At 49.3% G+C, this 22,583-nt stretch carries 24 protein-coding genes and 1 other annotated feature; of the genes, 14 read left to right on the top strand and 10 right to left on the bottom strand.

Annotation, left to right across the window (positions count from 1 at the left end):
• Window positions 1-175: 175 nt before the first annotated feature.
• From ACTHRH_RS10245 to ACTHRH_RS10235, 3 genes are all read right to left on the bottom strand, one after another.
• Window positions 176-1,279 carry a GGDEF domain-containing protein gene (locus ACTHRH_RS10245; protein WP_440415383.1) on the bottom strand — a complete coding sequence of 368 codons (1,104 nt, stop codon included), beginning with the start codon at window positions 1,277-1,279 and terminating at the stop codon, window positions 176-178.
• Window positions 1,280-1,402: 123 nt separating this feature from the next.
• On the bottom strand, window positions 1,403-1,642 hold the full coding sequence (locus tag ACTHRH_RS10240; protein WP_144932404.1) for a hypothetical protein: 240 nt from the start codon (window positions 1,640-1,642) through the stop codon (window positions 1,403-1,405).
• The gene (locus ACTHRH_RS10235) at window positions 1,639-1,830 is read right to left on the bottom strand and encodes a YycC family protein (RefSeq protein WP_144932402.1); all 192 of its coding nucleotides are present in this window, start codon (window positions 1,828-1,830) and stop codon (window positions 1,639-1,641) included. Before ACTHRH_RS10235 ends, ACTHRH_RS10240 begins: the two co-directional genes overlap by 4 nt.
• A gap of 257 nt (window positions 1,831-2,087) precedes the next feature.
• On the opposite strand from ACTHRH_RS10235, the gene ACTHRH_RS10230 reads away from it, so the two are divergent.
• A complete protein-coding gene (locus ACTHRH_RS10230) occupies window positions 2,088-2,465 on the top strand; it encodes an O-methyltransferase (protein ID WP_144932541.1) in 378 nt (125 codons plus the stop codon).
• 66 nt (window positions 2,466-2,531) lie between these two features.
• On the opposite strand, the gene ACTHRH_RS10225 is transcribed toward ACTHRH_RS10230, so the two are convergent.
• Both ACTHRH_RS10225 and ACTHRH_RS10220 read right to left on the bottom strand, forming a co-directional pair.
• Window positions 2,532-2,759, bottom strand: a complete 228-nt coding sequence (locus tag ACTHRH_RS10225; RefSeq protein WP_144932400.1) for an alpha/beta-type small acid-soluble spore protein — start codon at window positions 2,757-2,759, stop codon at window positions 2,532-2,534.
• Between the two features lie 148 nt (window positions 2,760-2,907).
• The gene (locus tag ACTHRH_RS10220; protein WP_379285901.1) at window positions 2,908-3,861 is read right to left on the bottom strand and encodes an aldose 1-epimerase; all 954 of its coding nucleotides are present in this window, start codon (window positions 3,859-3,861) and stop codon (window positions 2,908-2,910) included.
• A 182-nt stretch (window positions 3,862-4,043) separates the two neighbouring features.
• Window positions 4,044-4,284 (top strand) — a binding site (T-box leader).
• A 98-nt stretch (window positions 4,285-4,382) separates the two neighbouring features.
• Here ACTHRH_RS10220 and trpS point away from each other — a divergent pair.
• Window positions 4,383-5,366, top strand: a complete 984-nt coding sequence (trpS, locus tag ACTHRH_RS10215; protein WP_379285903.1) for a tryptophan--tRNA ligase — start codon at window positions 4,383-4,385, stop codon at window positions 5,364-5,366.
• 15 nt (window positions 5,367-5,381) lie between these two features.
• On the opposite strand, the gene ACTHRH_RS10210 is transcribed toward trpS, so the two are convergent.
• Window positions 5,382-5,567, bottom strand: a complete 186-nt coding sequence (locus tag ACTHRH_RS10210; RefSeq protein WP_144932395.1) for a DUF5325 family protein — start codon at window positions 5,565-5,567, stop codon at window positions 5,382-5,384.
• A gap of 553 nt (window positions 5,568-6,120) precedes the next feature.
• Here ACTHRH_RS10210 and ACTHRH_RS10205 point away from each other — a divergent pair.
• From ACTHRH_RS10205 to ACTHRH_RS10185, 5 genes are all read left to right on the top strand, one after another.
• On the top strand, window positions 6,121-7,479 hold the full coding sequence (locus tag ACTHRH_RS10205) for an ABC transporter substrate-binding protein (RefSeq protein ID WP_150960155.1): 1,359 nt from the start codon (window positions 6,121-6,123) through the stop codon (window positions 7,477-7,479).
• A 202-nt stretch (window positions 7,480-7,681) separates the two neighbouring features.
• A complete protein-coding gene (locus ACTHRH_RS10200) occupies window positions 7,682-8,599 on the top strand; it encodes a carbohydrate ABC transporter permease (RefSeq protein ID WP_150960154.1) in 918 nt (305 codons plus the stop codon).
• 11 nt (window positions 8,600-8,610) lie between these two features.
• On the top strand, window positions 8,611-9,507 hold the full coding sequence (locus ACTHRH_RS10195) for a carbohydrate ABC transporter permease (protein WP_150960153.1): 897 nt from the start codon (window positions 8,611-8,613) through the stop codon (window positions 9,505-9,507).
• A 12-nt stretch (window positions 9,508-9,519) separates the two neighbouring features.
• Entirely contained in the window at window positions 9,520-10,623 is a 1,104-nt protein-coding gene (locus ACTHRH_RS10190) for an ABC transporter ATP-binding protein (RefSeq protein WP_150960152.1), read from the top strand.
• 33 nt (window positions 10,624-10,656) lie between these two features.
• Window positions 10,657-11,343, top strand: a complete 687-nt coding sequence (locus ACTHRH_RS10185; RefSeq protein WP_150960151.1) for a DUF624 domain-containing protein — start codon at window positions 10,657-10,659, stop codon at window positions 11,341-11,343.
• Between the two features lie 103 nt (window positions 11,344-11,446).
• Here ACTHRH_RS10185 and ACTHRH_RS10180 read toward each other — a convergent pair whose 3' ends face one another.
• Entirely contained in the window at window positions 11,447-12,430 is a 984-nt protein-coding gene (locus ACTHRH_RS10180) for a metal-dependent hydrolase (protein ID WP_150960150.1), read from the bottom strand.
• Between the two features lie 113 nt (window positions 12,431-12,543).
• On the opposite strand from ACTHRH_RS10180, the gene ACTHRH_RS10175 reads away from it, so the two are divergent.
• From ACTHRH_RS10175 to ACTHRH_RS10165, 3 genes are all read left to right on the top strand, one after another.
• Window positions 12,544-12,885: a hypothetical protein gene (locus ACTHRH_RS10175; protein ID WP_144932381.1), complete on the top strand. Its 342-nt coding sequence runs from the start codon at window positions 12,544-12,546 to the stop codon at window positions 12,883-12,885.
• Between the two features lie 114 nt (window positions 12,886-12,999).
• Window positions 13,000-14,820 (top strand): ABC transporter ATP-binding protein, encoded by a 1,821-nt coding sequence (locus tag ACTHRH_RS10170; RefSeq protein ID WP_440415376.1) that lies wholly within the window; start codon window positions 13,000-13,002, stop codon window positions 14,818-14,820.
• Window positions 14,817-16,922 carry an ABC transporter ATP-binding protein gene (locus ACTHRH_RS10165; RefSeq protein ID WP_150960148.1) on the top strand — a complete coding sequence of 702 codons (2,106 nt, stop codon included), beginning with the start codon at window positions 14,817-14,819 and terminating at the stop codon, window positions 16,920-16,922. The genes ACTHRH_RS10170 and ACTHRH_RS10165 overlap by 4 nt, the downstream gene beginning before the upstream one ends.
• Window positions 16,923-16,989: 67 nt before the next feature.
• Here ACTHRH_RS10165 and gerQ read toward each other — a convergent pair whose 3' ends face one another.
• Together gerQ and ACTHRH_RS10155 are read right to left on the bottom strand one after the other, a co-directional pair.
• Window positions 16,990-17,457, bottom strand: coding sequence for a spore coat protein GerQ (gerQ, locus tag ACTHRH_RS10160; protein WP_225312744.1), 468 nt, complete (start codon window positions 17,455-17,457; stop codon window positions 16,990-16,992).
• A gap of 106 nt (window positions 17,458-17,563) precedes the next feature.
• Window positions 17,564-17,935: a cell wall hydrolase gene (locus tag ACTHRH_RS10155; protein ID WP_150960161.1), complete on the bottom strand. Its 372-nt coding sequence runs from the start codon at window positions 17,933-17,935 to the stop codon at window positions 17,564-17,566.
• A gap of 269 nt (window positions 17,936-18,204) precedes the next feature.
• On the opposite strand from ACTHRH_RS10155, the gene cyoE reads away from it, so the two are divergent.
• The 3 genes from cyoE to ACTHRH_RS10140 all read left to right on the top strand — a co-directional run bounded on the left by cyoE (window position 18,205) and on the right by ACTHRH_RS10140 (window position 20,758).
• Window positions 18,205-19,137 carry a heme o synthase gene (gene cyoE / locus ACTHRH_RS10150; RefSeq protein ID WP_150960147.1) on the top strand — a complete coding sequence of 311 codons (933 nt, stop codon included), beginning with the start codon at window positions 18,205-18,207 and terminating at the stop codon, window positions 19,135-19,137.
• A gap of 66 nt (window positions 19,138-19,203) precedes the next feature.
• Complete coding sequence (locus ACTHRH_RS10145) at window positions 19,204-19,818, top strand: SCO family protein (protein WP_150960146.1); 615 nt, start codon at window positions 19,204-19,206, stop codon at window positions 19,816-19,818.
• Between the two features lie 16 nt (window positions 19,819-19,834).
• A complete protein-coding gene (locus ACTHRH_RS10140) occupies window positions 19,835-20,758 on the top strand; it encodes an AEC family transporter (RefSeq protein WP_150960145.1) in 924 nt (307 codons plus the stop codon).
• On the opposite strand, the gene ACTHRH_RS10135 is transcribed toward ACTHRH_RS10140, so the two are convergent.
• Complete coding sequence (locus ACTHRH_RS10135) at window positions 20,748-21,107, bottom strand: toprim domain-containing protein (RefSeq protein ID WP_150960144.1); 360 nt, start codon at window positions 21,105-21,107, stop codon at window positions 20,748-20,750. The two genes, ACTHRH_RS10140 and ACTHRH_RS10135, sit on opposite strands and share 11 nt — an antisense overlap.
• A 505-nt stretch (window positions 21,108-21,612) precedes the next feature.
• Between ACTHRH_RS10135 and ACTHRH_RS10130 the strand changes: the two genes are divergently transcribed.
• Window positions 21,613-22,572 carry a Gfo/Idh/MocA family protein gene (locus ACTHRH_RS10130; RefSeq protein ID WP_144932363.1) on the top strand — a complete coding sequence of 320 codons (960 nt, stop codon included), beginning with the start codon at window positions 21,613-21,615 and terminating at the stop codon, window positions 22,570-22,572.
• Window positions 22,573-22,583 lie beyond the last annotated feature (11 nt).

Below are 22,583 nucleotides of genomic sequence, written 5' to 3'. Positions count from 1 at the left end.
AAATCCCCAGCGGATTTTTGGCTTGTCCGGTTCATGTGCAGCAGAAAGAAGGGCCTCGATGCAGGCCCTTCTTTTGTCCAAATATATGAAAGTATAAGTTTTCACCTTATACCTGTTCTTATATTTCATCGGTAAACGCGCCTGTCCTAAGGACGGCGATAGCCGTTTATCCTTGTTAATTAACCTTCTTATCTAATGCAAGCGACCAAGATGATAATTTGCGGTGTAATGTAAACCGGTTTTTCCCGGAATGCTTGGATTCATACAAAGCTTCGTCCGCTTCGATGATCAACTGGGTCAAGCCTTCATTCTTATCCGTCGTTGTGGACAATCCGACGGAAATCGTAATTTCTTCAGCGGTGATCGGATAGTCCAAGGACAGGCGGGAGATTTCGTCGCATAATTTACGGGATAATCCCGATAAATAAGCAAGGTCGTTGGTGGGCGACAATATAATAAATTCTTCTCCCCCATAACGGGCGATATAATCTCGGTCACCAATCTGCTGCATGAGTCTTTGTCCTACCTCGCGAAGAAGTCGGTCCCCCTCCGGATGTCCCCATCGGTCGTTAAACTCCTTGAAGTTATCGATATCAACCATCAGAATGGCAGCAGGATGCTTCTGAACGGTTCTTTCGGCGATTTCCATGAAGCTGCGCAGATTAGGCAGGCCGGTAAGATTATCCTGGTTAGCCTTCAACTGCAGGGATCTTTGCATTAACCACGTCCTGTTCTCTTCATTACTCATCATGATAAGGACAGCTAGAAATAAACCGGAGATAGCCGCCACCGAGATAGCCGAATGGAGGGGAAGGGTCAGCGAATGACTGATGTACCATCCGGTCATCCAATGGGCCGCAAATAGGATAGCGGACATTTGCCAGCTGCGGTGCAGGGAAATAATAGAATGCCCGCTTTGTTCAGAGCTGTACATAAAGGAACTGATAACACACGGAATAATAATATCCCGCAGCGTGGCAATTGCCTCGTATGATCCCCCCACCATCAGGTAGGAGTAGGTTAAGGGGGGAATGGCGGACAACATCGAGATCGGATATCCGTAACGAAGACCCGTCAAGATGAGAGGCAGCGCCCGCAGATCAAAATCGATTTCCCCGAAGGGGAGCGGCTGGAGAATAAGAAGAATGGAAGCCGTTCCAGCCATCAGAGGAGCGGCAATTCGCTCAAATGCCCCAAGCTTGTTCTGCAATTTAATTGCAGCATAGCATAGGGTTAACAAAGTGCATGCATTGGTCAGTAGGAAGAGAAAGCCACTCAAGGAAACCACTCGTTTACTAAAATATTCATCCTATCGGATGGAAAAACAGAACCTAAGGAGTATATGTTCTACTCATAATGGAAAAATCCTGCCATTTCATAGTAAAAAGGTCCTATTTTTTGATTAGTGGCGTTTGCGCAGCGGCCGGTCAGCCAGCAAATAGTCGGAATCTGCATCGATGAGGGTAATTTTGTTGTAGCAGCATGGAAACACCAGAAGCTTCTTGGCGCCGGAACGAATGGATTGAAAATCCTTGGCCGTCAACGGAATAAGTACATTCCGTGCATCGCAAAACGGGCATTCATTTACATAAGTGTCCTTATTAATAGTCTCATACGGCCAGGTATTCTCGAAGGGAATCATTCTTCCGACCCCTTCCCGGCTCCGTTGTCTGGATCGGGGCTAGTTTCAGACCGGGCTTCCTGGCGAGCTAATTCTGCGAGCTTCTGCATCAGAATATGTTGAGGCATATGCATCAGATGCTCCAGGGGAACGTTTAGCTTGGCAGCCAGCTTCTGGGCTGTTTCGGCTGATATTTGTAATGGTTTCATATTTTCGCCTGCCTCTGTCCTTTTTTCTGTTTTGCTAATCATTATATGTCGTGCAGGCCGTTATAAGCAAACGGATTCACTTTTCACAACCTGCCGAAAGTCGACAAAAATTTGTATATAGTATACATTTTTTGTAATAAAATAGAAAGTTTTGTTGAATTAAGTAAAAAGTCGCAGTATAATGAGTCGTAAGACCCATTTATTAACCAGTTCACCCATAATTTGCGAAAGGAGGAGTTTCATTGAATTTTAACTACATGCCATTAAGCAAGCAGATAGAGCTTGTATTTCGGGAAATTCGGGAAGAAATTCTATCCTTGTCTTCAGGAATCGTCTTCGTCCAAATTAGAAATAACACGATTGGCAAGTTTGGAATCAAGCACTTTCCGATAGAGAGTAAATCCGGTATGCTCCAACCGGTAGGGAGAGGATTGTCCGAATCCCACTTGAAGATGTTTAAAGATATGGCAGTTGAATCTTTGCGTCATAAGAAGCATTGGACTCATGGAGAAATTTTATTTGAATTTGCACTTATAAAGGGAACTCTGCATGCCAGTGTACAGTTCGAATCCAATTATAATATGGCGAATTTGGTTATGAAAAGGGATTCAAGAAATATTAAAGAAATATATTAGAATTGGAAAAGGTGACTGTTTGCACAGTCACCTTTTTGTAATTTGCGAAATGATTCAATCTGATTCTTATCTGCTGAATTGTCCAGCCAGTTGCTGCTCAGCGATTTGAACCAGACGGCGAGTAATATGACCCCCGATTGCACCTGTGTCACGAGTAGCCATATAACCCATGTAGCCGTCTTGAGGAATTTGGATACCCAGTTCTTGAGCCACTTCGTATTTAAGTTGGTCAAGAGCCGCGTTTGCTTGAGGTACAACTAGTTGGTTGCTGGAACGACTTTGTCCTTGTGCCATGTGTATCACCTCCAGTAATAGGTAGTATAAACGAAATATCAAATTCTACTCAGAACATAAACTGGGAATTTGCACCAGAAGATATGAAGCGGATATGTTCGAGAAACATGCAAAAACCGGCCCTTCGACAAGGCCGGTTATGCTGCAGCTATTGGCGATTAATTTCCAGCAGGACATTGAATGTGAAGCTATCTCCCGGTGCGATGGTACGGAATCCGGTCACCCCGGGGTCCATATCGAGGTTGGGAGCATTAGTCACCCAAGTATAAGGTTCTAGACAGATATAATTCCGGGCCGTTCCCATCGTATAGATTACCCATTGTTTGAACTCTTCGGAAGGGACATAGCGAATTTCATAGCCATCCCGGGAGAGAACGGCCAAGGGCTGGTGATGGCCGATCTGGAAAACATTATCGAGATCGACCCCTTCGAGAGTGATGCCGTCGGGCAGACCCTCCATTTCGTTCAAAGGAAGAATTCTTCCTGTTGGCATCGTATCCGGGCCAAGCTCCCAGGCTCCGGTTACCGGCAGACGAAGCTTCCATTTCTGGGGTTCGTTATCAAGCATGAACCAGGTATGCAGTCCGTAACCGAATGGTGCCGGCTTGCGGCTGCCGTTATGGACCTTGACTTTCTGCAGCAGGGAGGAGCCTTTCAGCTCATATGTCATTTCAATAGTGAGCTCGTGCGGATATTGCTTCATCAATTCTGGGAAGTCGGACGTCGAGAAGACCGATGTAATCGAGATCGTATCTCCGTTTTCCTCATAACCGGTTACTTGCCAAGGCCGTCCGACCGCAAAGCCGTGAATGTGATTTCCGGTATTGTTCTTCTCATTTTTATCTAGTTGATATTCTTGATCGCCTACCTTGAAATAACCTCCGCGAATCCGGTTGGGAGGAATAAGCACCGGTGTTCCGTAATGAACCGGTCTTCCCAGAAGGGTATCCAGGCTGTCCGGTGCCCGCAGCACTCCGCGGGAGGCTGCTTTATCATATATCCGGATCACATTGTTGCCGACGGAGGGACAGAGGGAAAGAGACAGCTCCTCATTCTCAAGAATATACAGATCGGTTCCATGCCATTGTTCCTGCTTGATCATTTAGTCATCGGGCTCCTTTGTTATTAAAATCGCTGTCATACGGCTTGTAGTAAGTAATTAATTCCATTGTAGCAGAGGATATAGGGACTGCCAATCTGGGAAAATGGACGGGCCGTTTGACAAAACCCGATCTCCATGTATAATAAATAACCATAAATTCTAATTTGCTGTGAAAGTTTCATAACGATGCTATGACAGGAAAGAGTAGACGGACAGGTCTCTCAAGAGAGCCGGTGGAGGGTGCGAACCGGCGGGGCTTGCCGATTGAATGGGTCCTTGAGCATGAAGCCGAACCGGATGGCCAACGTCGGGCTGACCATCTGCAGTAGGCGGAACGTAAGCTCCACGTTACAGGAGTCCAAGGCTTAGCCGGCAGCAGCCGCTGAGCGAATTAGGGTGGTACCACGGTCTTTCGTCCCTTGCGGGCGAAAGGCTTTTTTATTTTCCGGGGCTATACGTATCGGAGATCATACGTCACCGTTTGATAACACGATTCACAGAATGCAAGGGAGGAAATGATAATGAAGAAAGTACTATCGGGTATTCAGCCGAGCGGACAGCTCACTCTCGGAAATTATATCGGGGCGATGAAAAATTTTGTCGAGCTTCAACACAGCCATCAATGCTATTTCATGGTGGTTGATTTACACGCCATTACGGTGCCGCAAGCACCGGAAGCTTTAAAGGAACAGACGGAATCGGTAGCAGCCTTGTTCATAGCGGCGGGGATTGATCCGGATAAGGCGAGCGTATTCCTTCAATCCCATGTTTCGGCCCATGCCGAGCTGGGCTGGATGATGACGACCCTGTCGTACATGGGGGAATTGGAGCGAATGACCCAGTTTAAAGACAAGTCCGAAGGCAAGGAATCAGTCGGTGCCGGACTGTTTGTATATCCCGCATTGATGGCCGCGGATATTTTGCTGTACAATGCCGATTTGGTTCCGGTCGGAGACGATCAGAAGCAGCATCTGGAGCTGACCCGCGATCTGGCCCAGCGGTTCAACCAGCGGTATGGGGAAACTTTCCTTATTCCTGAGCCGTATATGCCTAAGGTGGGAGCCAGAATTATGTCACTGGACGATGCTTCCAAGAAAATGAGCAAGAGCAATCCTAACCCGGGAAGCTATATTGCTCTGCTGGATCCTCCGGATGTCATTCGCAAAAAGATAAGCCGGGCGGTCACGGATTCCGGGAGGGAAGTGAAATTTGATCCGGTGAACAAGCCGGAGGTCAGCAATCTTATGACGATTTATTCCCATTGCTCCGACATGACGCTTGAGCAAATTGAGGAGAAATACGAAGGTCAGGGCTATGGCAGCTTCAAGAAAGATTTGGCCGAGCAGGTTGTAGCCACCCTGGAGCCGCTTCAGCACAAATATCAAGAAATCCGCAGCTCCGGAGCCATTCATGACATCTTGCGGAAGGGTGCCCGGGAAGCGGTGGAAGTGGCCAATTCCACAGTGCAGGAAGCTAAACGGAAGATGGGCTTCTTGTTACCCTAGAAAACTTTTATAAAATTATCTGTTCCCTTGCCCGCGTTTGCGGGCTTTTGCTTTGAGAACGAAGCCGAGTCCGATGAACGAAATGGATGCGATGGACAGCAGCAGGACAAGCCATGGCCGGTGCAGGCTGATGGAGATGCTGATGCCGACCAGCAGCATAACGCTGATTAATGCGAAAATAAAGGCGGGCAGCCGTTGCATTGCGAACATTCCTCCTCATGAAAATCCCTTCTACATCATAATACAAGTTCGTTTTTTTCAAAAGACCCTTGTTGATGCTTCCGCAAAACCTGCCCGTAGGATATTTTCCAAAAATAATAAAGCTTAATATAAAAATATAGTAATAAAGTTTCAAGATTAAGAAAAATCGTTTGTAATTTTGTTTTGTTTATGTATAATATATCCATGGATAATTTTTGAAACCGCTTTAGTTTTACTCCACCCCAGATCTAGCACATAATCTCTTCGCTATACTCCTTAAAGTTTTACCAACACTTCAAACGTTCTCGGCATAAAAACAAACCAGCATAATTTCAAGATTAAGCAATCGAAGGAGGGACCGCAACCGGATACAACCTGTATATGGTTATTTTTAACCTCTTGAATCAACGGGGAGTTTTTGGTCTCATATACTTCCTTATATTTGCTGTTCTTACAATTAAATTAAAATTTAAGAACGAAATATATCCAGGAAATCAAGCGTAATGGACAAGCTGCGGAAGGAATCAAATTAATCTGGAGAGGGGTAATAAAGATGAGAAAATGGATTCTGTTAGCGATCATCTTCTGTTTGGCAGCCACGGCTGCGGGATGCAGCGGCAAAGGAGCCGGAGGCTCCGAATCCGGCAAGGATGTAATTACCGTATGGACTTTCCCTCACTATCGGGAAAATGCGGAGACCGGGCAAAAAAGCTACGAGCAGCATCTGCAGGAATTGATCGCGGAGGTCGAAGCCGAGAATCCGGATATTAAGGTGAAGTATGAAATCCTTTCGTGGGAGGAGGGGGACAAGAAATTCGATATTGCCCTGAACTCCGGAAATCCTCCCGACATCTTCTTCTCGGTTATGCAGCCTAAATTTATCAAGACGGGATTGGCCGTTCCGCTGGATGATTACTTGGACGATGCCGATTTTGCCGATCTGGAGCAGTTCGCGATTGACAACTTCAGCATCGACGGCAAGCTGTGGGCCATCTCGCAATGGATTTCGATCCATACTTGGGGCGGCAACCGGAAAATGATGGAGGAAGCAGGCGCGGATATCGCCAAAATTCAAAAGGAGGGGTGGACCTGGCAAGAATTTTACGATATTGCCAAGAAGATCTCCAAAGAGGAGAACGGCAAAAAAATATACGGATTTGCCACCCAGGGCAAAAATGAAGAAACGCTCACCCATTTAATGCGGAATAACGGGGTCATCAAATCGGTCACAGAGGACGGAAAGTTTATGTGGAACGGCGATAAGGCGGTTGAGACTCTGAATTTCCTGAAGAAAATGATGGACGAAGGCGTCATGCCCAAGGAAACGGCCGGAATCGATGCTCAGAAGGTAGGCGATATGTTCAATGCCGGGGAAGTCGGAATTTATGGCAGAACGGGTCCCTATCAAGTCCGCTTCAACGACAACCGGAATAAAGAGATCGAGGCCGGAAAGATCGAGGGGGAGAAAATCGACTTTGTCCTGCTGCCCTTCCCTCACAATGAAGGTGAGAAGGAGGTCGCCACCGGGGGCGGGGGCGGAATGTGGCTGTTCAAGCAAAAAAATTATAAAGGGGACAAGCATACGGAGAACGCTGCCAAGGTGTTGAAGCATATTACAGGAACGAAATCGAGCGTTACGGCCGCCACCCTGTTCATCCCGCCGGCCCGCAAATCCGGACAGGAGATGTTTGCGGATTTGCTGCAGCTAAATACAGACAACGGCAAATTTATTCAGCGCACCCTCGGGTATGTCGTGCCCGGGGCCAAGCTGGAGCCTGATCTGGCGCAGAAACAATCGCAAATTCTGAACGACGGCATTCGTCCGAAGTTCCAGGGCTTCCTGGCCGGAGAATTGACGGCGGAAGAGACCGTTCAGCAGTGGACCAAGGTTGCGGAAGGCATATTGAAGTAATTTCGAATGAAGTTCTTCCCGCCCTGCGACGGGAAGGCTTCCCTTTTTAACCCCATGAAAAGCTAAATGATAAGAAAGGACCCGATGACATCTCCGAAAGCGTTTCAATGGCAGCTTTTCTTACCAAATTAGAAGCTTTTCGCATCACCCGATTGGGCGGGAGAAGAATGGGCAGACGGATCAGACCAAAGGAGTTGAACCTATGACCGTTGCAGCGCAAACGACGAATGACAGATGGGATAACATTAAACAATTTATTAAAGATTACGGTTGGTGCTATATTTTCATAGCCCTTCCGTTCCTGTTGTTCCTGGTGTTTACGGTTTATCCTCTGATTACGGCTTTTGTCATGAGCTTTCAGGAATATGGAGTCATGCAATCGACCTTCATAGGTCTGGATAATTATAAATATTTGCTGAATAACGATATCTTCTGGAAGGCGATGGGCAACACAACGATCTATACGCTGGGCACGGTGCCCGTCAATATATTGATTTCCTTTTTCCTTTCCTTGATGATCTTTCCGCTTAACAAACGCTCACAGACTTTTTTCAAGGCATCGTTTTATTTACCGGCAGTTACCTCGGGGATCACGATGTCGTTAATTTGGCTGTGGATGTTCGATCCCACCCGGTCTGGACTTATGAACATCATATTGAGCTGGTTCGGAATCGGACAGCAAATGTGGCTGGCCAGCTCCGATTCGGCCTTGTTTTCCCTCATGCTGATGACTTATATAGGCGGTCATGGGGGCGGAGTCATTCTCTATCTGGCGGCAATGGGGGGAATCCCGAGATCGCTGTACGAAGCGGCGGAGATTGACGCGGCCGGCTGGTGGTCCAAAATGAAAAACATTACCTGGCCGCTGCTGAAGCCGACTACTCTCTATATGCTGATTACCGGCGTGATCGGTTCCTTCCAGGTGTTCGAAGCAACCTACGTGATGACACAGGGGGGGCCTAACTTCGCCACAACGACGATCGCTTATTTAATCTATCAGCATGCTTTCGAGTATTATCAGTTCGGCTTGGCGGCGGCGGAAGCTTTCATCCTGGGCATAGTGATCATAGTGATCTCGGTTCTGCAATTTAAATATATGTCCAGTGACGTTGAGTATTAGGAGGGGCGGATATGGAGATCAAACCGGCGACACATTCGCCAAACCAACTGCTGCTTGATGAGAGGAAAGATCAGAGAAGAAAGCTTGTCCGGCTGGCCGTTCTGTCCGTCATCTACGTGCTGCTGGCTTTGTGGGCGGTATTTACTTTCGTTCCTTTGCTGTGGATGCTGAGCTCCTCCTTCAAGGACACCACGGCCATAACGGCTGTCCCGCCCCAGCTTATTCCGAAGAAACCGACCTTGGACGCATACAAACGAATTATTGAAGTCGGCGGATTAGGACGTTGGTTTGTCAACAGCATTATCGTGGCGGGCTTGAGCACAATTATTAACGTATTCTTCGCTTCTCTGGCCGGCTATGCATTCGCCAAGCTGCGCTTTCCGGGCAGAAACGGGGCTTTCTGGATCCTCTTGTCCACCATGATGATTCCCGGTCAAGTAACGCTAATTCCTTTATATATTCTTGTTGTCAACACGTTCGAGCTGGCCAACACCTACGTCGGGCTGATTGTGCCGGGGATGGTCAGCGTCGGCAGCATCTTTCTGATGAAACAGTTCATGAGCTCTCTTCCGGGCTCGCTGATCGATGCGGGGCGAATCGATGCCTGCAGCGAATTCGGCATCTTCTGGAAGATCATTCTGCCGATTTCCAAGCCCGGCTTGGCGGTGCTCGGGATCTTCACCTTCGTTGGCCATTGGAACAACTTCTTCTGGCCCTTTCTCATTACCAACACGAACAGCATGCGGACTCTGCAGGTCGGCCTGACCAGCTTCAGATTCGAGCATCTGCAGGATTATGGAGCCATGATGGCCGGGGCGGTGTTCAGCGCTCTGCCCATGATCATCGTGTTCCTTGCGCTGCAGAAATATTTCTTGCGCGGAATTACTATCGGAGCGATCAAAGGATAGGGGGAGAGACAGATGGCGGAAGTCAAATTTGTAAACGTAGTCAAGGAATTTGAAGATGAGAAGAAGGGGAAGGTTGTAGCCGTCAACAACGCCAATTTCACCATTCGTGATCGGGAATTTCTCGTATTTGTCGGCCCCTCCGGATGCGGGAAGACGACTTCCTTGCGGATGGTTGCCGGATTGGAGAGACAAACGTCCGGGGATATCTATATCGGCAATCGGCTGGTGAACAAGGTCCATCCGAAAGACCGGGACATCGCCATGGTGTTCCAGGACTACGCATTGTATCCGCATATGACCATTCGGGAAAATCTGGGCTTCGGGCTGAGAAATTTAAAGACGCCCAAGAAGGTCATTGAGGAAAAAATTAAGGAAGCGGCCGCCATATTGAGCATCGAAAACTTGCTGGACCGCAAGCCGCGCGAGCTGAGCGGAGGGCAGAAGCAGAGAATAGCCGTAGGACGGGCGATCGTTCGCAATCCGAGCGTGTTTCTGTTCGACGAGCCGCTCAGCAATCTGGATGCCAAATTGAGAGTCCAGATGCGCGTGGAGCTGTCCGAGCTGCACAAAAGGCTGGGCGCCACGGTCATCTACGTCACGCATGATCAGGTGGAGGCCATGACGCTGGGCGAACGGATTGTAGTGATGAATGAAGGGGAGATTCAGCAGATCGCCGTTCCCGAGGAATTGTACGAGCAGCCCAATAACATGTTCGTGGCGGGATTCATCGGGTCTCCTCCGATGAACTTCGTGAAAGCCCGCCTGGATGGAAATCAGTTGTATACAGCCGGTTATACCTTCACCGTACCCGGACATTTGCTGCCCAAATATTCCAGATATGATGGCAAGGAAGTTGTCTTTGGAATCCGGCCCGAAGATATTGTTACGGTCCACTTGTTGAATTCCGAGCCGGAGAGGAATGTCATCAGCCCGACCTTGAAGGTTGTGGAGCATCTTGGCGCGGAGCTGCTGCTCTATTTTAATATCGGCGACGAGCAGGTGACCAGCCGGGTCAGCGCGGATGCCAAGGTGAAAGGACTTACTCCGGTCAAGCTGTACTTTAATCTGGACAAAATGCAGCTATTCGATCCGGAAACCCAGGAGCGAATTAATTAGCATTATTTCAAACGACGAGAGGTGGAGTGCATCATGCTGTCGATCAGCAAACTGATTATTAAGACCGGGCACCAAATCTTCCAGAACATCTTTACCGTTCTTGGTGTCAGCATCGGCTGGTCTTTGTTCGTCTTTCCGGCGGTATTTCTCCTTCCGCTTCCGTGGGCCGTTGCGTTCCTGGCTCTGACTCTGGTACCCGCCACTGCGGCAGTCTATGCGGTCATGAATCAAGTAATTAACGGGGGCAAAGGAGGAATAGCCGATTTCTTCCGCTTCTTTATTAAATATTTCCGCAGAGCTTTCCTGATCGGGATCATTCTCGTTCTGGCCGTTCTTATCCCTGTCTCGGAATGGTGGTACTATTTAAATGTAAACAACAGTTACGGCATTTTTCTGTTCAGTGTTTTTCAGACTTATTTATGCGCCACTTTCCTGGCTTCGCAGGTTTATACCATCCCGCTGCTTGTGATGGAGGACTTGAAATGTTTTCAGGCGATGAACCGGTCCATCAAGCATTTCCTGGCACATCCCTGGTATACGATCGGCTTGTTTGTCCAAATGGTTTCGGTGACCGTTCTGTTGAGTCTTTCCATTGTCGGCTTCTTCCTGCTTCATATCGGAATGCTGTCGATATTTATTCTGAATGCGACGCAAAATCTGATGCTCGAACCCCGGAAAAGCACTATTGGTTATCTGAAGGAAAATCCGGCAGGCAGATAAGGGGATGGTTCCCCTCTCACCGCAGGCTCGCTCATGCCGGTTTAATAGATCGAGTGAAGAAAAACAGCCCGCAAACCAATTAGGCTTGCGGGCTGTTTTTATATCAAGACGGGTCCATCCGCAGCTTTTTCTCCAAGCGGGATTCGCTGACCCAGCCGACGTAAGAATCAATCGGCTCATATTTGAGATTCATGCGCAGTACGGCGACGAAAGGATACTGCTTGCGATGGCGGTACCTTACATCCGCCCAGCGGACCTCGTATCCCCATTCGTACGGCCTGACCTCGGCAATGGCGAAGGAGGAGAAGTACAGGAAAGCTGCAATGCTTGGATGGGATTTGGAGGCTTCCACAGCAGGATGGTCATCCGGGGCGACCTGGTCCAGCCAGCGGAATTCATCGTTTCTTAATTCACCCAAGAGATACGAGCCGTCGCTTTTCCTTTTGACAACGTTCCAAATCGATAGATTTACCGTCGGGATAAGATAGTATTGATCTCTCTCTTCACTATCGGGGTCGCGGCGTGGTAGGCTTTTTTCCAAGCGATAATGGGTGACGGTTCTCCAAATATAATATCCCGCCATGATGGTATACAGCACCGGAAAGATCCATTGGGGCTCCGCCGCCCGGATGACCCACAGGAAAATAGCGATCAAATGGGAAATAAAAATAAACGGGTCGAAGATATGGATAATGTTCCATGAAATCCATTTTTCCGTAAAGGGCCGAAAGGCTTGGGTTCCATACGTATTGAACAGATCGGTGAAGACATGGAAACAAACCGCTCCCAGCACCCATAGGCCTACATGAAGTAGAGGCAAACCTTTAAACGCGAGAGCCAGGCCGCCCGTAATTAAAATCGTCCATAGGATCAGCGCAGGCAGGGAATGGGACAGTCCGCGATGGTTTTTAATATACACAGCATTGCCTTTCATTCGCAGCAGGCCGTCAAAATCAGGGGCCTGAGAACCTAAGACCGTACCGATCAAAACTGCCGTAGCGACGGTCGAGTCCGAAGCCACAACGGGATCCAAATGAGCCAAACCAGCCAATCCTAAGCCGATGACAAGATGCGTGCCAGTATCCAAAAAGGAATCCCTCCTGAATCTAAGGTTAAATTTGCATTTCCTGATATACTTAAGTCAGTTTATTCTTATTGTATCACTTTCGGAAGAAAAATAAATCGAAGGACTGAGGACAAATGGGTATAATTTTTGTCGAATATCGCATTGATGAACAGAAAAGAGAGGACTTCCTTCCTTTCATTCATAGCTTGGCGGAAGGAGCGCCGATGGAGTTATACGAAGGGTCCGACCAGCCGGGTTTGTTTGTGGAAATCTGGAGGGGGCTGAGCGAGGAAGATTACCTCTGCATGAAGGAAGCGAGAACCGGCGAAGCGGCTGATGAGGCTTCGGATTCCCAAGAAGATGAGGTCGACCGGGAAGGGGCCAACGGGCTGTTCTTCCGCCGGTGGTATCCTGTCGCGAATTATGTTCAGGGCGGTGCCGGACGAATCCATATTTGGCGGTTCGTGAAAGTGTGACCGCTCTTTAGGATGATTAAATAATCCATATTTTCGAGCATATAAATCCATGGTTTCTTCCTCTGTTAAGGTGTAATCTTACTAGACAGTAGAGAATCAGAGCGGGGGGAATCCATGGAGAGAAAATCAATATTCCGGGCTTATATTGTTGAAAACCGATGGTATTATGTTCTAGGTTTTATACTTGTTGCCGCATCCAGCTTTATCCAATTGTTTATTCCCAGATTGCTGGGGCAGTTTACGGACCGTTTGGAACAAAACATGCTCCTGCGTGATGACATTATTTATTTTGCCGTTGGTTTGACCTTGACGGGGCTCGGGGTCGCTTTTTTTCGCTCTGTAGGCCGGATATATTTATTCCGCATGGGCCGGACGCTGGAGATGAAGGTGCGCAACGATTTGTTTTCCCACTGGGGAAAGCTCTCCGCACAATACTTCAATAATCAGAGGGTTGGCGACCTGATGTCTCATGCGATCAATGATGTGAATGTCATCCGCGAAGTCACGATGATGGGCGTCTTTAATACAATGGAAGCGCTCGTTCTGATAACGATTACGACAATAGCGATGATGTCGACGGTTAACGTGTGGTTAACCCTGTTGACCATGCTGCCCTTGCCTCTGTTGAGCTTTCTTGCGTATCGCTTCAACAAAAGAATTCAGAAGCAATCCGCCGATGTTCAGCAGGCGGTAGGGTCGCTGACAAGCCGTGTCCAGGAATTCACGTCCGGCATTCGCATTGTGAAAGCGTTCGTACAGGAGAAAGCGGAGCAGGAGCTGTTCACCAAGGATAACGAGCATGCGGTCAAGATGAACCGCAGGTTCGTCCGTTCGAATTCCTTGTTCAACTCGCTGAGCGCAGCCATCGTCGGAGTGAGCTTCCTGATTTCCGTCGTATTCGGGGGAATGCTTGTGATGAGAGGGGCTATATCGCTGGGTGAATTCGTAGCCTTCAACAGCTACTTGTCCCTGCTGATGGGACCGATCGAAAACCTGGGCCGGGTGTTCAATCAGCTGCAGAGAGGAAGAGCATCGGAAGAACGGCTTCTGGCGATCTTAAATACGAAGCCGGATGTAGCGGACGATGCGATGGCGAAGGAAGAGATTAAACATCTGAACGGCGATATTGAAATCCGCAATCTGAGCTTCCGTTATCCGGGCTCCAAAGAGCCGTCCCTGCGCAACATCAGCCTGAAGGTTCCCCGGGGCAGCAGTCTTGCTATTGTAGGGCGGGTCGGCAGCGGGAAGAGCACATTGGTTCATCTGCTTGTCCGGCTGTTTAATCCGCCCAAGGGAACCATTTTTATAGATGGGCATGAAATTCACGAAATTCCGCTCCAAACGTTAAGGGGACAGATCGGAATCGTGCCGCAGGATCAGTTTCTGTTCTCCTCCACGATCCGTGACAACATCAGCTTCGACCCCCATCCGTATTCCGATGATGAAGTGGAGGAAGCGGCCAAGATTGCCCAGGTCTATGATAATATTAACGAATTTCCCAACCGGTTCGACACTTCGCTCGGGGAGCGGGGCATTTCGTTGTCCGGCGGACAAAGGCAGCGCGTCAGCATTGCGCGGGCGATTATCAAGAAGCCTTCCATCCTCATCTTCGACGACAGCTTGTCTGCGGTAGATACGATAACGGAGGACCTCATCCTCGAGGGGCTGAATTCGGTCATGAACAACCGGACTACGATCATTATCGGGCATCGGATCTCCTCTGTGCAGGCCGCAGATCAGATCATCGTATTGGATCAGGGGAGGATCGCAGAGCAGGGGACTCACGATCAATTAGTCCGTCTCAACGGTATTTATGCGGATATGTACCATAAACAATTGCTCGACGAAGAAGCGGAAGCGGCCCAGGATTTCTTCCCCGTTCGCCAGCCGGTACTGCGTCCAAGCGGCAAGAGGGGAGGGACCGCCCAGTTATGAACATTCATCAAGAGAAGGAAATTGTCAGGGTCAAGGATTCCCAGATGCTTCGCCGCCTGTTGTCATACGCTTGGCCCTATTGGAAAATGATTTTGCTCGGCATTGTACTGGCATTTCTGATCGTTGTCGCCGATTTGGCCCGGCCGTATTTATTAAAAATAACGATTGACGATCACATCAACGGCATTAATCAGCCGATGCTGAGCGTATCCTCCGAGCGTTCCGGCGATTTGCAGGGCTACGGGAAGCCGATCGAGCGGGACGGCTATGTCTATGTCCGACTGTCCCCGGAGCAGGTAACGGAAGAGATTCCCGATGGGGCTGTCAAGAAGCAGATCATGACGGTCCGCGGACAGGACGTGCTGGTGGACGGCTGGTTGGGGGATCAAGGCAGCAAAGCGGAATGGCTCGAGCAGGACGGGGCTTTCTATGTAGTCACTTCGGAGGGCACTTATTCCGCCGAGCGTCTGGGCAAGGAAGAACTGAAGGCGTTCCGGCAGAATGATTATCAGGGCTTTCTAATGATAGGGCTTCTGTTTCTGGGAACGGTGGCTCTGGGATCCATATTGACGTATATTCAAGGAAATTTGCTGCAATATACGGGGCAGTCGATTATTTTTAATATCCGGCAGCAGCTGTTCAAGCACTTGAGCCGCATGTCGATGTCTTTCTTCGACCGCAACCCGTCCGGGAGGATTGTCGTCCGAGTCACGCAGGATACGGAGGCGTTGAACCAGCTATATTCCCAGGTGGTCGTCAATCTGGTCAAGGACGTTATCGTCGTTCTCGGAATTATCGTTATCATGCTGCAAATGAGCGTCAAGCTTTCTTTGCTGGCTTTCGCCGTGCTGCCGGTTCTGGCCGTCCTGACATTCTGGTACCGGTCGGTTATCCGCAAAGGGCAGCGCAAGGCGAGGTTGATTCTATCCCGGCTGAATTCCTTCCTTGCCGAAAATTTGTCGGGAATGCGGATCACTCAATTGTTTATTCGCGAGAAACGGCAGTGGGAACAATTTGACCGGCACAACCGGGACTACTACCGGGCAGGAATGTTCAACTCGACGGTCAATTCGATCTTCCAGCCGGCGATCGGCTTCCTCGGAAATTTCGCAATCGCGCTTCTGGTTTGGTATGGGGGAATTCATGTCATTGACGGCAGCATAACGTTTGGGGTCGTGTATGCCTTTACGCACTACATCCGTCAATTTTTCCAGCCGCTGATGAGCCTGGCGGAGAAATACAACCAGATACAGACAGCAATGGTCGGGGCCGAGCGGATCTTCGAAATGCTGGACGAAAAGCCCGGCATCGTCGATTCTCCTCAGGCGAAGCCGCTGCCTAGGCAGATCAGGGGTGAAATCGAGTTTGATCATGTTTGGTTTGCTTATAATGAAGGCGAGTGGGTGCTCAAGGATGTCAGCTTCAAGATCGAAGCCGGGCAGAGCGTTGCGTTCGTCGGGGCGACAGGGGCTGGCAAGAGCTCCATCATCCAGTTGATCAATCGGTTCTATGATATACAGAAAGGGTCCATCAAGCTGGACGGAGTGGACATCCGGGAGATTCCGCTGGACGATCTGCGCCGCAGAATCAGCGTGGTTCAGCAGGACGTCTTCCTGTTTACGGGAGACATAGCCTCCAATATCCGCCTGAATAACACTCAATTGACGGATGAACAGGTACGCGAGGCTGCGCGCATGGTCCATCTCGACTCCTTCATCTCGGGCTTGCCCGAAGGATATTCCACTCTGCTCGGGGAGAGAGGGATTACCCTGTCGCTCGGACAGAGGCAATTGTTATCCTTCGCCAGAGCCATAGCCTTCCGGCCCCAGATTCTTATATTGGACGAAGCCACTTCCAATATCGATACGGAGACGGAGCTGGTGGTACAGAATGCGCTGCATACCATTTCGAAAGGCAGGACAACGGTCATTGTAGCCCACCGTTTGTCCACCATTCAGCATGCCGATCAGATTATCGTCATGCATAAGGGCAAAGTAAGGGAAATCGGCAATCATTATCAGCTCCTGGCGCAGAAAGGCTACTACTACCGCCTGTTTGAGCTGCAGTACAAGGAGCAGCATAAGGTCCGGCCCGCCAGGTGAGGCAGCCGGACCTAAAATTCAGGCTCCATTAGGAACGTTCTGCCGACAGGGACATCCGGATTTCGCTCTAACGGGATACGGGAAACTGGGTATAGGGGTAGGCATAGTTCAGCGGCTCGTCGAACGTTATATAATTCAAGAAAATCATCAGCAGAATATAACGCCGTCCCGTCTGCGGATCACTGATAATAATATGATCCCGTCCGGCGGCTTCCAGCCTGCCGCGGAATACTTTAGAGTTCCATTCATTGCTTCCTTCGAAGGTCATGTATACGGTCGCTATCTTGCCCAGATTCAATCTCAATATGTTCTCGATGTAAGATTGCTCCTGAAGCGACGGAGCCGGACCCCCGGTCGGTGTGATGGCCATCCCGGACGGCATGGACGGCGGAATGCCTTGCGAAGCCGCAGCGGATCCCGGCGGATAGCTCGGGGAAGTTACGGCTCCCGCCGGATAGCCGGGGGCCGCAGTCGTTTTGGGACCTGCGGTCGGATATGCGTAGGGCTGCATGTTGCGGAATGAATTACAGGTCATTCGGATTCTCTCCTCCTTAATATCGCTTTGATCTTGGCTTGCCAATCCGTTATACGGGAAGCCCGCCTAAAGCGTGAATGAACTGGATAACGTCCGCAGGGCTTTCCTAATACACTTGCGGACAATCCTGTGCGCTCGGGATAAAGAAACAGTGGCTTTTAAAGCGCCCCGAGTTGACTTGATTGTACCAGCTCCCTGGACAATCGCCCGTCGGACGGAAGAACCATAAAGCATTGGATGCGGGATGGAACCGCTCACCTTTGATCACTCTCTCTGCAAGCCGGACATCTTGTGAGCGGGCCGCCTGATAAAAATATCCTTTGAGCGTCGCCTCGAAGCCTCCGGGTCTTTGGAAGACCATTTCTTCGAGGTTGCGGATATTTCTGAAGTCCAGGCAGTTGGCCAATACCCGGTTAACGCCGACATTTCCTACCATGAGCATGCCGAGCTCTCCCTCGCCTTCCGCTTCGGCTCTCATCAGCCGGGCCAACAGCCTGGTATGCTGGATAGTAGATTGCACGACGGGCACAACGATTCACTTCCTTCCATTCGGGATGTCAAATGGCCGCCTGTTGGGCAGGAGCCTTTTCAATTACAGTCTATAGAGGAATGGGCGAATTGGTGAGTCGTCCGATAAAAATCAGTTTACGACAATATTTTGAAATGTGAGTTTCATTCGTTGTAATTAGAACGTTACATTGCTATTATTAGAAATGATGCTGAAAAGTAGGAGGGGTAGACGCTGCTGTGGATAATCCGGTAAGTTATACGAATACGGTAGAATCGACGGAAGATACCAATAAACCAGTAGTCCGGTCCGCAACGTGGAAGGACTTCTTAGATATTACGAAACCCGGAATATTGTTTTCCAATACGATCACGACCTTCGGAGGGTTCTGGGTAGCTTCCCATGGCAATGTCCAATGGGCTTTGATGATTTTCGTAATCCTGGGAACTATTCTGACGATGGCATCGGGATGCGTGCTGAACAACTATTTGGACCGTGACCTGGATATCAAGATGGCCCGGACCAAGAAGAGAGCGCTGCCTTCGGGGGTACTGAAACCATCGACTGTTTTGGTTTACGGGATTATTCTAGGCATTGCCGGACTATGTGTGCTGGGGCTCCTCGTTAATCCGTTAGCCGCACTGCTGGGATTGTTCGGATTGTTCGGCTATGTGTGGGTCTATACCGCCTGGCTGAAACGGACATCCGTATGGAATACAACGGTCGGGGCGTTATTCGGAGCCGTACCGCCGGTTATCGGTTATGTAGCCGTTGCCCAAACGCTGGATATGACCGCGCTTATTCTGTTCGGGATCCTGTTCTTCTGGCAGCCGCCTCACTTCTGGGCGCTGGGAATCCGCCGGGTGGAGGACTACCGTGAAGCCGGATACCAGATGCTGCCCGCGGTGAAAGGGACTTACCAGACGAAGCTTAGCATAATGAGATATGTGGTTCCGCTCGTTCCGACATCGATGCTGCTTTATTTCACGAACAGTGTCGGAGTCATTTATTTCATTGCCTCGGCGGTGCTTGGCTTGATATGGGTATTTATGTGCATGCAAGGTTTTAAAGCCAAGGACGAAACGTTATGGGCCAAGAAAGTTTTCGTCTTCTCGATCAATTATCTAACCTTGCTCTTTATCATTATGGTTATCGATACAGTTACATTGTAAGGTCAGATCCCATGATTAACATGGGATTCCTTTTTTATGGCCCGACAAATATAGGGGGAGAGAAACTTGGGCGCATTCTTGTCGAAGCATTGGTTTAAGCTCGTAACAGTAGTGCTGCTGGCCGTAATTGTAGGCGCAATTATTAGCCAATTGAACAAACCGGAAATTACCAAATTTACATTAAATGAGAAGGCTCCGGACTTTACTCTTGAAAATATAGACGGCCGGCAGGTCTCCTTGAACGAAACGGACGGCAAGGTTCGTATTGTCTATTTCTTCTTCTCTTTCTGTCCGGACGTATGTCTTCCGACGACGTTCAAGCTGTCGCAGGTACAGGAAATTCTGCAGAAGAAGAAGGCATTCGGAACGAAAACGGCGTTCTATTCGATCTCTTTCGACCCCGAAAGGGATACAAGGGAGAGGCTGCAGGAATATTCCAGCTATTATGAACCGGATCCGGAAGCCTGGTTCTTCCTGCGCGGGGATAGCGAGGAGGCTATGAAAGATTTGGCCTATCAATATAAAGTCGGGGTGCAGAAGGATAAAAACGGCAATTTCATGCATTCAAACGTCTTTGCTCTCATTGATAAACAAGGCAATCTTCGTCACTTCTATTTGGTGGATGATGATCTGAAGCCGGAGCGAATCGCCAATGACATGATCGCTCTAAGCAACGAATAGCTGAACGGAGAGATTCATGGAGTATTTTATCTATATTCTTCTTAATAACATAATTCCGCTTTCCATACTGATAGGGATCGGCGCTCTTTTGCAAATCATTTTTAAACTGGATATCAAGACGCTGTCCAAGCTGAATTTTTACCTGTTTTCTCCGGCGGTTATTTTTAAAATGCTGTATGAATCCGAGATTTCGCTGACCATCCTGCTTCAGGTGCTGCTCTTTTTCTTTATTTTTATTGTTTTGTTATTTTTGCTGGTGGAGCTGGTCATGCGAATTCGCCGGTACAAGAACGAAATGAGAAGCGCCATGAGGAACAGCGTCATTTTCTACAACAGCGCGAACTATGCCATTCCCCTGAACCAGCTTGTTTTTATCGGGGATGCTTTCACGCTGTCCATCCAGATCATTATCATGATGATGCAGAGTCTGCTGCCCAATACTTATGGGATATATAGTGTAAATGTGCACAAAAGTGATTTGAGGGACACGCTTCGCAAAATTTTGTCCCTTCCGGTCATCTATGTCATTCCCCTCGGGTTTCTGATGAGAGGGCTGGAGATCCCGATTCCGGATTCGCTGTATCAGCCGCTGAATTATGTCGCCAACGCCTTTATCGCCACTGCGCTGCTGACTTTAGGTGTTCAATTGGGCAGCATGAAGTGGAAGCTGAAGATCTCCGATGTGGTATTGTCCAATACGCTGCGTCTGCTCGTCGCTCCGGCTCTCGGCTTCGCGGTAGTTTGGATGCTGGGGATTAAGGGAATGATGGCGCAGGCCCTCGTGCTCTCCTGTGCCGTCCCGACGTCGCTCAGCAGTGTGCTGCTTGCGGTGGAATTCGATAACGAGCCGGAGTTTGCTTCCCAGGCTGTTTTCTCGTCGACCGTATTCAGTATATTTACCGTTACGCTTGTGATCTATCTGCTGCAATTTATTCCGTAATCGAAGGCAGTGCCGAAGAAGGGTAGATGATATACTCTTCCAGGCCTGCCTTTTCCAATTGCTGGATCAAATATTCCTCAGGGGTGCCTTCTACCCCGGCATAGCCTCTTCTTGTATAGATTTGTTCCGCTTCGGGGAAAGCATCGCACAGCAGAGCCCGAATTTTCTTGCCGGAAGCGTCATTGTCCGTAAAGATGTAGACGGGGACTGCCCCGATTTTCTTCTTCAGCCGGGCCAGCGACTCGGTTCCCGGGGTTCCGTAGGAACAGAAAATCCCGACTTGTTCATCGAGCAATCTCCTTAAACGGCTGCGGTCGTTTTTGCCTTCTACAATAATCGCTATGTGCATTTGGACCTCCTGGACTTCATGCCATTGAGAATAATTGCGCGTAAGAATCTTGTAGTCCCTTACAGCGTTAAGACGGTGTATCGAAAAATTCTTGTCGGCAAGAAGAAGCTGTTTCTAAAAAAAGGTTTTTGCCTTCGAGACGGCTTTAAATCAATTTTACCACAATAAGTTTGGGCGAATGCCGACAGCACTGTGGAATGAATATTTCGTCGGAATCGTTTGAATTTATGACTGTCCGGTATTAGAAAGTTAATATTTGTAAACGGGAAGGGCAATCTCTGTTATACTATTTGTAACTATCAACCTTCGCCCTTGAAGCTTCCTGCCGTTGTTCGTTTTGCCAAAATGAAATTATAGTCAGCCGGCAATTACTCGACCGGTGGGAATAGAGGTTAAGGCCAGGAGCATCCGAAACGCGACGGGGAATTTAAGCGGTTACATACATAGAATGAAAGAAACCGGATGGCCCATAACGCCATTCGACATGGTGAGGAGGAGTACAAGATTGAAAGCGATTTTGGTTGGACTGGGAAGTGCCGGATACGGGTGGTACAAGCGGATCCGCCAGGCAGGACTGGAGCTGGCGGTTGTGGAGACCGACCCGAATAACCGGAGCAAGGCCGATGATGGTGTGCCGTTGTACGTCGACCTGGAGGAAGCGATCGGGAAAGAACAACCCGACTTTGTCGTTAACGTCACCCCGCCGCAGGTTCATACGCGAATCAACACGATAGCTTTCGACCATAAGCTTCCGGTGTTATGCGAGAAGCCGATCGCGTTCGATTATGCGGAATCGGTGGACATTGTGGGCAGGTCGGAGAGAGAGCGAATTCCGTTCATGATTGCTGAAAATTACCGAAGGTTTGCCTATATGCGCAAATTAAAGCAAGTGCTGGAATCGGGTGTGATCGGCGCCGTTTCCACCATGGACGTCAGCTTTTACAGATATCACAATGTTCAGCGGAATTATTCCGTCAGTCTGCTGGATGATATTGCCGTTCATCATTTCGATCTTATGCGCTATCTGAGCGGCCGCGAGGGCAGGAAAATTTATGCCCGCCTGTTTAATCCGATCGGACATTGGGGAACGGACAGCGAGTGTCTGGCCATGAACGCCCAGCTTGAATTGGACGGCGGGATCATGGCAGCCTTCACCGGGTCTATTTCCGCAAGGGGGCCGGAGACGGAGTGGGGCGGTCATTGGCGAATAGAAGGAAGCGAGGGCGCCGTGCTTGTGGCCAATCAGGAGATCCGGGTAGTGCGGGACGGCGAAGTAACGGTTATCAACGATTACCGCGATGTGGATTCCCCCGGTGCGCTGGCCGATTTTCTGCGCGGGCTAAGGGACGGAACGGAATTTGAAACGAGCGGTAGAGATTATTTGAAGACGCAGGCCATTGTTCATTACGCGAACGAGTCGCATCGGGAGAACCGGCCGGTGAACATCGTACTTGGAAGGGAATAGGAGGCGGCCGA

This window comes from Paenibacillus sp. SAFN-117 (genome assembly GCF_051966115.1).
Taxonomy (GTDB): domain Bacteria; phylum Bacillota; class Bacilli; order Paenibacillales; family NBRC-103111; genus Paenibacillus_L; species Paenibacillus_L residui.
The sequence above is the reverse complement of the archived record's forward strand: the minus strand, read 5'-3'. Positions and strand labels throughout refer to the sequence as shown.